The sequence below is a fragment of the Sporotomaculum syntrophicum genome, from assembly GCF_009932395.1.
Taxonomy (GTDB): domain Bacteria; phylum Bacillota; class Desulfotomaculia; order Desulfotomaculales; family Desulfallaceae; genus Sporotomaculum; species Sporotomaculum syntrophicum.
On the sequence record NZ_LSRS01000005.1, the window covers coordinates 330245 to 341766 of the forward strand.

Below are 11522 nucleotides of genomic sequence, written 5' to 3' on the forward strand. Positions count from 1 at the left end.
CAGAGGTGAAGTTACTTGTATATTCAACAACAGTGCCTGTTTTCCTTTGACGAAATTATGAAACTGCAACCGGAAACCCGGTTAGAAAAGATTTTTCATACCCTCGATCTTAGCCCCATTATTGATAACTTTGAGAAAAGTTCTTTAGGGCCTAATGGGTACTCTATGGCTGCAAAGTTACGAGCTCTGTTTGCAATGGTTATTGAAAGAATACCGAATTTTACTGCTTTAACCGAACGATTAAGCCAAGATCCTGTTTTTAGATTTGCATGCGGTTTTCCAATAGCAAGTCAAGCACCGAGCGTTTCCACCTTTAGCCGACTATTTAAAGCAATATCCGAAAATGAATTGTTAGAACAGTATTTTCAACAACTTGTGAGTCAACTCCGGAAACAAGGGACTATAGACGGTAATTGTGTTGCTATCGATGCAACCAAATTAGAATCCCGAGAAAGAGCAAAACCTAAGAAAACCATAGAACAAGATGGTACCCAACCGGATTGGGGCTCCAAAAAAGACAGTCACGGCAATCAAATAACCTGGTTTGGCTGGAAAGTACACCTAGCGGTTGACTGTAAAAGCGAAATGCCGCTGGCCGTAAATTTAACTCCTGCCAGTAGATCAGATAGCATGGAAGCACTACCTCTTGTAGAAAAAGTAACTGCGCCTCTGGCGAAAAAAGATTATCCAAAACATTGGACAATGGATTCCGGTTACGATATCAAGGAAATCTACGCAACCCTTTATCACGAATATAATTCACAAGGCATTATACCGCTAAACTTACGTGGAGCTAAAATGCCGCCTGAAGGCCTTGATTTTAACGGCACCCCTATTTGCTCCGGTGGTTACCCTATGATCTACTGGGGTAGTGATAAGAATGGTTGCAATAAATTTAGGTGCCCGCATGTTTTGGGTAAAGTAAACTGCCCACATGGTTTAGCCTGGTGCTCTTCTTCAAACTACGGGCTAGTAGTGAAAACACGGGTTAAAGATGACCCCAGACGGTTTAACACTCCCCATCGTGGCAGTAAGAACTGGACCAAAATATACAATAAACGTACATCCGTCGAGCGCTGCTTTGGTCGCCTTAAAGAATACCTGAGCCTAAAAAACTTAAATGTGCGAGGGTTCAAAAAAGTAAAAGCGCGTGTCTTATTATCATGTATTGCAATGTTATCCACAGCGATGGTTTCAGTATTTGAGCCCAAAGTTGTAAAGCAGGTAGCTTAGGCGATACTGGTATTTTAAAACTCTCTATAGCTCAAAGGGGTATTTTTGTCCATTTTTGATTATCCACAGTTATAAAATAGCATTTAGCATAGCAACTTACCATAACTGTGTTAAGTTAATGCGATTGCAGTTCTAAATTATGGCATTGAATTTTATGCTACAGAAATTATGCAAAATGCTTAATTAAATAGATGCCTCGGAATGTGACCATATTGTGGTTTGGTGTTGTTTTTTAATTTCTTACGTTTCATCAGGTCTACAAAGGCTTCCAAGCGGGTGTTCATTCCGGCTTTCCCGGTCTGCTCATCAAGGAAAAAGGTGAGCACAGGAATGTCGTAATCTTTACTAACTGCAGGTAATATAGTACGCGCCACTATTTCCGGAATGCAGGTAAAAGGAGCAAGCTGAATAATGCCATCGAACTTGCGTTTGGCATATAGAACAGTATTGCCAATGGAGTCCCTGCCGTGCCCGCCGATTAATTCCGGCAGGTAAGGCAGTGCGGCATCCTTTACTGTCATGCCCTCCACCGTCTCTTTCCAGGTATTGTCTCGCGCCCAACCAGTTAAAAACATGGAACGTTCCACCTCAACTCCTAGGTTGCCCAGCGTTTCCTCAATTTCTAAATTGGCGGCTGGTTCTAAAAGAACGTATATTTCACCGACAATACCAACCTTTACAACTAACCGGTCTGGATCCTGGGGAATCTTGTGCAGTTCCTCTAAGGCTGCGGTTTCAGCTTCAATAATATCATTGAAGGTATTGGCATCATCAATCCATTCCAGTACTTGTTTGTATTTTTGTGTAGTTGTACCTTTTTTTAATTCTCGTGGTCTGATAATATGAGTTAACTTTTCGGCATTATCTAATGCTTGTAATTTCCGCCATCCTTTTTTTATGCGTTCAATAATAGCTTTAATAGATAACTTGGCCTGGTTTAATTTATACACGTTGCGGATAAAATTTAACGGGTATAAGCGGGGTGGTTCAAATACAATCATTTCGATTTGGTGCCCAAGATCATGTAGTATTTTTTTATGTAATTCGGCGTAAAGCCCGGCCCGGCATGGTCCCACACCACCGGTAGTGACCAGTATATTGGCTCCCTTTTGGATAGCTTCAAGGTAGGTGCCCATCAATATTTTTAAAGGGAAACAGGCAAATTCGGGAGCAAACTGAACTCCCAGATTTATCGTGTTCAGGGTGGGGCGGGGTGGTAATATTACTTCATTGCCCAAGTCGTTTAATAACATTTTAAAAGCACGAAAAGACTCGCCCATATGGGGAAAGGTTACTTTATTCATTATGGCATGCCCCTTTTTTTTCTTTTGACCATGTCTACAAACGCTTCCAGCCTGGTACTTACTCCGGCTACACCGCTAAGCTCATCTATAACCAACCTCAAAAATGGTATTTTGCTTGAATAGTTATCTAATTGAATATACCTATCTACTATAGAGTCCGGCCCACAGCCGAAGGCGGACATGTGTATTATACCATCAATATCTTTGCGCCTGGCAAAATGACTGGTTGCTCGCAGGGTGCGTTCGCTGAATGTCCAAAATAAGTGCTTCGCGGCTACTCGTGGCTGTAGCCTGAGAATTAAGTTAGAAATGTTATCCGATGTAATTACACTTATGCCCATTTTGCGCAGTTTATTTATTATATCTACGCTAATGTATTGATCATGGATAATATAAGGGTAGCCTACCACCGCAAATTTTAATTGCTCAAGCTGAGAAGGTGGTTTAGTTACTTGACCGGCAAAAATATTGTTGATAGCTTCTATTGGTTGAAAACCACTACTTAACAATTTCTGGAAGTTGTGCTGGCAGATTTTTGCTTTTATAATTGCCTTGTTAATTTGTAGCGGAGTTTTGCCAAGCATTTTACCTACTTTGTGAAAAGCGGCAAACAGGCTGTCTTTACGAGATCTAGCATCTATGCGTACATCGATAACAGGTGGCATATTAGCTATTCCATAACGAATCATGTCGGGTAACCCCAAGAACTTGGGACAGTATACAGTTTTTTTATTTAAGCAAACAATGCGGGGGATAAATAAATAATCAACCTTGTTGTACAGGTCTATCACGTGCCCGAAATACACTTTCACAGGCACACAAGCATCGGCGAGCGCTTCGCGTACGCCGTTATCCACTATTTGTCGGGTTGTTTTCCCTGAAGTTACCACCTGAACATTCAGCTCTTCAAAAAAAGTTTTCCACATGGGATAATGGACATAATAAAAAAAAGCGCTTGGTATGCCAATGCGAAGCACGATTGCACACTCCTGATTTATTGATGTTTATTATAATATTATAATTCTCGCAAATAGTAAAAATTCCTTGCCGATGTAAACAAAAAAACATTTACTAATGGGCAAAGCCATTGCTGAAAAAAACTATTATTGTGTAAAATGCAGGTAACGATTTATTTCTGTTAGCTGTGATGTGAACGAAGGAGGTTTTGGGTATTCTATGCCATAAAAATATAAAACCAGCGGAATTATCACCTTTGGGCAATGTTTTGTTCGAAGCCTCTGCGCATAGTCATTTGCAGACTAAAGATTATGCTTAGTTACCTGGACCGACTTTTTGGGAGATGAAAGTTTTATTTACTTTAATTAAGGAGGAGTCTTAATTATGACTGAACAGATAATTGCTTCAGAAACTATCTATACAGGTAAAATTTTTACCGTGCGGAAGGACCAGATGAAGTTTCCAAATGGTCATTCAGGTATACGGGAGGTGGTAGCATGCGCTGATGCAGTTGCGGTGGTGGCGTTAACTAATCTTAATGAGGTGCTCATGGTTAAACAGTATCGTCACCCTACAGGCCAAGAGCTATGGGAAATCCCTGCAGGGAAGATAGAAGCTGGTGAATCTCCACTGCAAAGTGCCCAAAGGGAATTGGAAGAGGAAACGGGTTACCTGGCCCGTAATTGGCACCAGGTATGTTCCTTTTACACGTCTCCAGGATTCTGCACGGAAAAAATTTATTTACTTCTGGCTAGTGATTTAACCCAATACAATCAAAACCTTGATCCAGACGAATTTATTGAAGTGGAAAAAATCTCGTTACCTGCGGTTATGCAAATGGCAACTAGCGGTCAAATTCTTGATGCCAAAACTATTGTTGGCTTGCTGACCGTTGATCGATACCTTAAACAATTAGCTGTAACGGAGTAAACCTAAGAATAAACAGCAACCGTTAGCTGGTGATATTTGGTGATTTTGTGTTATATTCGTTTATCTGAATAATCGGCTAGTGTAATTTTATTGTTATTAATACGTGCTATGACTGGACCAATTTGCTTTAGCTGGTTGAGGGATAATATCTGCTCTGCAATCCTTAAGTGGGCATTTTTTATACGTAATGCCATGATATAAGCTTTTTGATTGCCAAATTGACCGGCATGTACAAACCCCGAACAGGTGCCCATCACAATAATGTTTCCATCAGCCAGCACCTTTGCACCCGGGTGAATATTACCTAAAACCGTGACATGTCCACTATAGTTAACCATTTGACCAGAGCGCAAAGTGTGTTTTACAAGTAAAGCAGCCTCTCCCGGAAGAGAATACCTGTTAACGCCATTTTCATTAACTGATATTTCTACTATATGATTAGTTTTAGTTACTGGTGGCGGCCATTGTGCATCCGGGTTGGGAATGAGACCATATGCTTTACAGATAGATTCCAATTCAGTTTTTTCTGCGGGAAATAGTTGATTCTCGCGATATAGTGTGAATTTTGCACCAGAAAAAAAACCACTTGAAGATTCCATTTTATTTTTAAGACCTTTTTTTATGTCTTCAAAATCCCGTTTGGGATCAAGTAAAATAATTAAACCCTGCTTGGTTCCTTTTATATTAATCGCTTCTTTCGCCAAATTACTCACTTCCTTTCCGGGATTTGCATTTATAATTCGATGAATCTTTTAGGTATTCCTGCTTTAAATGCTATAATATTGTTCCTAAGATCAAAGTTGTGTCAGAATAACAATTGATATTATTTATTTCAACATTTTTAGAATCGATTGCATGTTTACAAATTGAGACATATAAATTATTATGGATATTGGTAATTAACCTCAGCTTAGTTGATTTTTTTAAACTGGTTGCGCTTATGTTAATACATTGGTATACATAGTAATAGTTATGGAATTTATGTCTAATATTCATGCTGCATGTAGCTAAATCGACTTAAATGGGCTTGGTATGTTTTTTGCTTTATGTTTTCATGGTAAAATTGGGGACAACTTCTATTGTCAATGGTATGTTTTGTTGATAATATAAATATATATTTAATGGATTGTCCCCATAATATCAAATGTCATTAGAGGAGGAGAAGGAAAAGAATGGATTTTTTGCTGACTGAAGAACAAGAAATGCTCCGTAAAACAGTACGGAATTTTGCAGAAAAAGAAATCGCTCCCAAAGCAGGTCCCATGGACGAGGCAGAAGAATATGATTGGAGTTTATGGGACGCCATGGCTGAAATGGGTCTTACTGGTGTTCCTTTCCCTGAAGAGTACGGCGGAGCCGGGATGGATAACCTTTCTTATGCTATAACTGTTGAAGAACTTTCTCGTGTATGCGGTTCTTCCGGAGTCTTAGTATCCGCTCACACCTCACTGTGCTGCTGGCCTATTTATAACTTTGGCACCGAAGAACAGAAACAAAAATATTTGGTACCACTAGCAAGTGGTGAAAAAATTGGCGCCCTTGGATTGACTGAACCTTCAGCCGGTACTGACGCTGGCTCTGTTAAAACTACAGCTGTGCTAGATGGTGATGAGTATGTTCTAAATGGTACGAAACTTTTCATTACCAATGCTGAAGTGGGTTCAGTTTATGTAGTTATCGCCCAAATGGATAAGTCTAAGGGTAGTAAGGGATTAACCGCTTTCATAGTAGAAAAAGGCACCCCCGGCTTTACCTTTGGTAAAAAAGAGCACAAAATGGGTATCAGGGCTTCGAAAACTTATGAATTAGTATTTGAAAACTGTCGGATACCCAAAGAAAATCTGCTTGGTGAAATTGGTCAGGGATTTAAAGTTGCTTTAATGACCCTTGACGGTGGCCGGATTGGTATCGCTGCCCAGGCTCTCGGTATTGCCCAAGGCGCTTTTGACGAAGCTGTTAAATATAGTCAGTTGCGTGAACAATTTGGTCAACCGCTCAGCAAGTTCCAAGGTTTGCAGTGGATGATGGCTGATATGGCCACCCGTATTGAAGCTGCAAGAATGCTGGTATACAGGGCTGCCAATTTGAAAGATCAGCACCTGCCATATAGCAAAGAATCTGCTATGGCGAAATTATACGCTGCTGAAACTGCCATGTGGGTAACCGAAAAAGCCGTACAAATTCACGGTGGTTATGGTTATACCCGCGAGTATCCGGTGGAGCGTATGATGCGTGATGCCAAAATTACTGAAATTTATGAAGGCACCAGTGAAGTACAGCGCATAGTCATTTCTGGCCAAATTCTTGGCAAATAGCATAGGTGATTTTGCTTCAAGAATATTTTTAAATGCTATAATAATCTTTAAAGAAAAAAAGGATTTTGGATATCTATAACGAATTATATTTTATCGATGGCATGCCACCTATATTATATAAACATACCTGTGCTAGACCGTTCTAATTTGTGAAGTATATCAGACTTTTCCCGGAGTAAACAACTGGTTAGACTCATAAATGGAATTCTGGGAAATGTCTGCTTTTTCACTAATCAGTTGTGGTGAATAACATGGGTTAAAGGCAGAAAATGCCATCATTATTTAATACTAGGTCCGATTCTTGTAATGGACCCAATATAATAAGTATTATTTAATCAGCAAAGGAGGAAGCGTATGAAAATCCTAGTTTGCCTGAAGCAAACCTTTGACACGGAGGCCAAAGTCGTTCTGGACGGTAACGGCAAAATTGATCGTAAAGGGGTCAGCATGATTGTCAATCCGTACGATGAGTTTGCTGTAGAAGAAGCCCTGAAAATCGTTGAAAAAGATGGCGGTTCAGTTACCGTAATCAGCGTTGGTGACGCAGGGGCCCAGGATGCCTTAAGACAGGCTCTGGCCATGGGTGCCGATGATGCAGTTCTGGTTGACGTTGGTGATACGGAGTTAGATGAATACTCCACCGCTACTATTCTAGCCAAAGCGATTAGCGGCATGGAATATGACCTCATTCTGGGTGGATTCAGGGCCATTGATGACGGTTCTGCCCAAGTTTGCGGAAGAGTTGCAGAAATCTTAAACATTCCTGTTGTTAATGTAATTACCAAGTTAGAAGTTGCTGGTGGCAAAGCTACAGCTACCCGTGAAATCGAAGGCGGTAACGAAGTAGTGGAAGTTGCTCTGCCGGCAGTTTTCACAGCTCAAAAAGGTTTAAATGAACCTCGTTATCCTTCCATGAAGGGTATTATGAAAGCTAAGAAAAAACCTTTAGCGAAAAAATCTTTGGCCGATCTCGGTTTGGATGCCATTGCTCCCAAAGTAAAGGCAATTTCCTTCTCGCTGCCAGAAGCGCGTCAGGCTGGTAAAGTCCTACAGGGCGAAGTGGCTGATACCACTGCTGAACTTGCCAAGCTGTTGCGCGAAGAAGCTAAAGTTATCTAGTTAAATAGTATATTCTTTATAAGGAGGGAAATAGTTAATGGCGAAAGGAATTTGGGTTTTTGCCGAACAGCTTGGAGGACAGATTAAAAAAGTTTCTTTCGAGCTTTTAAGTGAAGGTCGTAAAGTAGCTGATACACTAGGTGAAGAGTTGTGCGCAGTTTTAGTGGGTAAAGATGTTGCCGGATTAGCCGCATCCCTTGGTGAATACGGTGCAGATAAAGTATATGTGGCAGAAAATGCTGCTTTGGAAAATTATACCACTGATGGATACACTAATGTAGTGGCTGATTTAGTTAAACAATATGAGCCCAGCGCGTTATTGCTTGGCTGTACCGTTACTGGACGTGATTTGGCTGCACAGGTAGCTCAGCGTTTGGAAACTGGTTTATTGACTGACTGCATTGGTATGGAAGTTGCTGATGGACAGATAGTTTTCACCCGCCCGTTATATGCTGGTAAAGTTATTGTTAAGGCTAGCGTTCCTGATGCACGGCCTGTTATGGCCACGATCCGTCCCAATACTTTCCCGGTTGCCTCGAATGCTAAAGCAGCCGAAGTGGTTACCGTTGATGCCAATGTAGGTGAAGTTCGCGCGGCTGTCAAGGAAGTTATTCGTGTGGCCTCCGAACGCCCAGAACTCACTGAAGCTGATGCCATTGTCAGCGGCGGTCGCGGCATGAAGGGACCTGAAAACTTTAAGGTTTTAGAAGAACTAGCTGATACGATTGGCGCTGCCGTGGGTGCTTCCAGAGCTGCTGTTGACGCTGGCTGGATTGCTCAGAGCTTCCAGGTTGGCCAAACTGGTAAGACAGTTTCTCCTATACTTTATGTTGCTTGTGGTATTTCCGGTGCCATTCAGCACCTGGCCGGTATGAGCTCCGCCAAGTGCATTGTGGCTATTAATAAAGACGAAGAAGCCAACATCTTTAAAGTAGCCGACTATGGTATTGTTGCTGACCTATTTGATGCAGTGCCTGCACTGAAAGAAGAAATTAAAAAAGTTATTGCTTAATAGTTTGTTTTTACAGCAGAGTGGTTATTACTGCTCTGCTGTAAACTATTATTTGCTAAAATATTCGGTCAATTTCGAACAGAGCAGGTGTGTTGACCAAGCTGGTGTCAACACGGAAATATACCGTAATAATCGATGAGGTGAAGGGTCATATGAATATAATTAATATTATTATTTTCTTGGCTTTAGGCCTTTTCGCAGTGTACTCTTTGGTTATGGGTATCAAAGAACGCTACGAAAAGTTAGCTATGGCCATGCCTGAAAACAGGTTTGACCAGCCCACGGAAAGATTATGGGGAGCTCTGGGCAACGTGCTGGGGCAAAGAAGGTTATTGAGAGAACGCGGTGCTGGTATTATGCACGTTTTCATTTTTTGGGGCGTCTCCATTTTCGCCATTGGTCTAGTTTTATATTTTTTAGAAGGTTTATTCCCTGTAATAAAATTTAACAATCAAATTTTTTACTTATTGATTGATATTTTTGGTATTTTCGGTATTCTTGGTATGGTCATTGCTGGCTGGCGCAGATGGGTTGCCAAAGTGCCGCGGCTTGATGTAGGTCCTTGGGAAGAGGAAAAGTTAATTGTTGCCTTAACAGTTGGTATTATTTTAATGATTGCAAGTTATTTTATCGGTAGTGCTGCTAATGCCGTGGCAACCGGTACAGAAGAACGTTATGCACTAGCTCCGGTAACTGGTTTGTTGGTTAACGCTTTTGCTGGCATGACGGCAGCAGGGGCCTTGTACCAAGTATTTTACTGGTTAGCAGTTTTACCTGCCTTGGGCTTACTTGTTTTCTTTCGTTATTCCCCTCTAGTGCACCCATTGGCAGCCCCTCTTAATCTTTATTTCCGTAATTTGCAGCCCCGAGGCGGGCAAATTAAAAAAATAAATCTCGGCGATGAAGATGAAGATGAAGACGAAGATGAAGACGAAGATGAAGACGAAGAAATGAATTTTGGTGTAAGTAAAATTACCGATTATACCTGGAAACAGTTGCTGGATTGTTATGCCTGCGCCGAATGTGGCCGCTGCCAGGATAATTGCCCGGCAAACCTGAGTGGCAAACCTTTATCACCTAAAAAGGTAATCCTTACTTTAAGGGAACATTTACCCAATAAAGGAGATAACAAGGCTGATTTACCGGAAGTGGCCGGTGAAATACTCAGTGAAGATGTTATCTGGGCATGTACTAATTGTTATGCTTGCCAAGAACATTGCCCGCAATTAAATGAGCATATTAATAAACTCATTGACTTGAGACGTCACCTGGTACTTGACGTCAGTGAGTTTCCCGGAGAAGCACAACTGGCTTTCACAAATATGGAGAGAAATTCGAATCCCTGGGGTGTTGGTTGGACCACTAGGGGTGATTGGGCCGATGGGCTTGATGTGCCGCTTATGGAGGATAATCCCGACGTTGAATATCTGTTCTATGTAGGTTGTGCAGGTTCCTTCGATGAACGCATTAAGAATGTAGCCAAATCGATGGTGAAAATAATGCAAGCCGCGGGCGTTAGCTTCGCCATTCTTGGCAGTGAAGAAAAATGCTGTGGTGATTCAGCCCGTAGGTTGGGTAATGAATATTTATTTAAATCGTTGGTCGATGAAAATATTGAAACAATGAACGGCTATGGTGTGAAAAAGATTATTACTTGTTGCCCTCACTGCTTTAATTCATTGAAAAACGAGTATCCTCAGTTTGGTGGTAATTATGAGGTCATTCACCATACACAGTTGATTAGTAAGTTAATAGATGAAAAGAAGATTAACTTACAAGGTACCGGTGAAAAGTTAAATCTTACCTATCATGATTCATGTATGCTTGGTCGTTACAACAATGAATACGATGCACCGCGTAAGATTATTAACAAAATACCTGGTGCTTCATTAAAAGAAATGGAACGCAATAGAAATAAAGCATTTTGCTGTGGAGCCGGTGGTGGCCGGATGTGGTTGGAAGAGCATGGTACTCGGATTAATGTGATGAGAACCGAACAGGCCTTGGAAACCAATCCAGATCTAGTTGCCGTTAACTGCCCGTTCTGCCTGACCATGATTGAAGACGGCCTAAAAGATAAGAACCAAGAGGAAAATGTACAGGTTAAAGATATTGCGGAACTTGTTGCTCGCTATATGCAGTAAAAAAAGCAGTTTTAAGTTTAAGCCAGCGGAGCATTTTACGCTGGCTTAAATATTTTTGAAATTGTTTATATGCTAGAAAATATTAATTTGAATATAATAGAAACAATACATTCAGTTTTCAAATATTAAAAATATTTTATATATTGGAAATTAACCGGAAGGAGTTATATGTTTTTTGTAGTAACTAAATAATAAATAGATTAATCAAGCAATAAACTTTTTTAAGGAACCATTGATGATTATATAAAAGGCAGGCAGTCACGGAGTATTTGGATATAAGTTGACATAACATTAATATAGTCTATAATCTAGTTACACCAATTATTGAAGTGTGGCTAGTACTATGGTTAATAAAATGTTATTAAATTAGTATAAATAAGAGGTTTCAATTAGGAGTATGTTCATAGTTAAATGCTTATTGAAATTAGTATAAATTGGTCTCTATACAGATATGGTTCTGCAATTAAATAAATAACCAATGATAAAAATAGTATGTTGTATTGTAGCT

The 11522-nt window shown here is 40.5% G+C and carries 9 protein-coding genes; 6 read left to right on the top strand and 3 right to left on the bottom strand.

The features are described 5' to 3' along the window. Window positions 1-15 precede the first annotated feature (15 nt). Window positions 16-1233 (top strand): transposase, encoded by a 1218-nt coding sequence (locus SPSYN_RS11815; protein WP_161822684.1) that lies wholly within the window; start codon window positions 16-18, stop codon window positions 1231-1233. Window positions 1234-1412: 179 nt separating this feature from the next. Here the strand turns inward: SPSYN_RS11815 and SPSYN_RS11820 are convergent, their stop codons facing one another. Beyond that, on the bottom strand, window positions 1413-2537 hold the full coding sequence (locus tag SPSYN_RS11820; protein WP_161822685.1) for a CoA protein activase: 1125 nt from the start codon (window positions 2535-2537) through the stop codon (window positions 1413-1415). Continuing rightward, window positions 2537-3514 carry an acyl-CoA dehydratase activase-related protein gene (locus SPSYN_RS11825; RefSeq protein WP_243153032.1) on the bottom strand — a complete coding sequence of 326 codons (978 nt, stop codon included), beginning with the start codon at window positions 3512-3514 and terminating at the stop codon, window positions 2537-2539. The genes SPSYN_RS11820 and SPSYN_RS11825 overlap by 1 nt, the downstream gene beginning before the upstream one ends. Before the next feature lie 364 nt (window positions 3515-3878). Here SPSYN_RS11825 and SPSYN_RS11830 point away from each other — a divergent pair, with 364 nt between their 5' ends. Then, window positions 3879-4424 (top strand): NUDIX hydrolase, encoded by a 546-nt coding sequence (locus SPSYN_RS11830; RefSeq protein ID WP_161822686.1) that lies wholly within the window; start codon window positions 3879-3881, stop codon window positions 4422-4424. Window positions 4425-4474: 50 nt separating this feature from the next. Here the strand turns inward: SPSYN_RS11830 and SPSYN_RS11835 are convergent, their stop codons facing one another. Continuing rightward, the gene (locus tag SPSYN_RS11835; protein ID WP_161822687.1) at window positions 4475-5128 is read right to left on the bottom strand and encodes a septum site-determining protein MinC; all 654 of its coding nucleotides are present in this window, start codon (window positions 5126-5128) and stop codon (window positions 4475-4477) included. A 468-nt stretch (window positions 5129-5596) separates the two neighbouring features. Between SPSYN_RS11835 and SPSYN_RS11840 the strand changes: the two genes are divergently transcribed. The 4 genes from SPSYN_RS11840 (at window position 5597) to SPSYN_RS11855 (ending at window position 11014) form a co-directional block, all read left to right on the top strand. After that, window positions 5597-6739 carry an acyl-CoA dehydrogenase gene (locus SPSYN_RS11840; RefSeq protein ID WP_161822688.1) on the top strand — a complete coding sequence of 381 codons (1143 nt, stop codon included), beginning with the start codon at window positions 5597-5599 and terminating at the stop codon, window positions 6737-6739. Window positions 6740-7093: 354 nt separating this feature from the next. Beyond that, the gene (locus tag SPSYN_RS11845) at window positions 7094-7858 is read left to right on the top strand and encodes an electron transfer flavoprotein subunit beta/FixA family protein (RefSeq protein WP_161822689.1); all 765 of its coding nucleotides are present in this window, start codon (window positions 7094-7096) and stop codon (window positions 7856-7858) included. Between the two features lie 37 nt (window positions 7859-7895). Continuing rightward, window positions 7896-8870, top strand: a complete 975-nt coding sequence (locus tag SPSYN_RS11850; RefSeq protein ID WP_161822690.1) for an electron transfer flavoprotein subunit alpha/FixB family protein — start codon at window positions 7896-7898, stop codon at window positions 8868-8870. A 152-nt stretch (window positions 8871-9022) separates the two neighbouring features. Next, window positions 9023-11014, top strand: a complete 1992-nt coding sequence (locus SPSYN_RS11855; protein WP_161822691.1) for a 4Fe-4S dicluster domain-containing protein — start codon at window positions 9023-9025, stop codon at window positions 11012-11014. The last annotated feature ends 508 nt before the right edge of the window (window positions 11015-11522 follow it).

What these genes read in the sequence shown, in the direction of transcription:
- SPSYN_RS11845 (WP_161822689.1), top strand. Translation starts at nt 7,094, where the DNA reads ATGAAAATCCTAGTTTGCCTGAAGCAAACCTTTGACACGGAGGCCAAA.
- SPSYN_RS11820 (WP_161822685.1), bottom strand. Translation starts at nt 2,537, where the DNA reads ATGAATAAAGTAACCTTTCCCCATATGGGCGAGTCTTTTCGTGCTTTT.
- SPSYN_RS11855 (WP_161822691.1), top strand. Translation starts at nt 9,023, where the DNA reads ATGAATATAATTAATATTATTATTTTCTTGGCTTTAGGCCTTTTCGCA.
- SPSYN_RS11850 (WP_161822690.1), top strand. Translation starts at nt 7,896, where the DNA reads ATGGCGAAAGGAATTTGGGTTTTTGCCGAACAGCTTGGAGGACAGATT.
- SPSYN_RS11840 (WP_161822688.1), top strand. Translation starts at nt 5,597, where the DNA reads ATGGATTTTTTGCTGACTGAAGAACAAGAAATGCTCCGTAAAACAGTA.
- SPSYN_RS11830 (WP_161822686.1), top strand. Translation starts at nt 3,879, where the DNA reads ATGACTGAACAGATAATTGCTTCAGAAACTATCTATACAGGTAAAATT.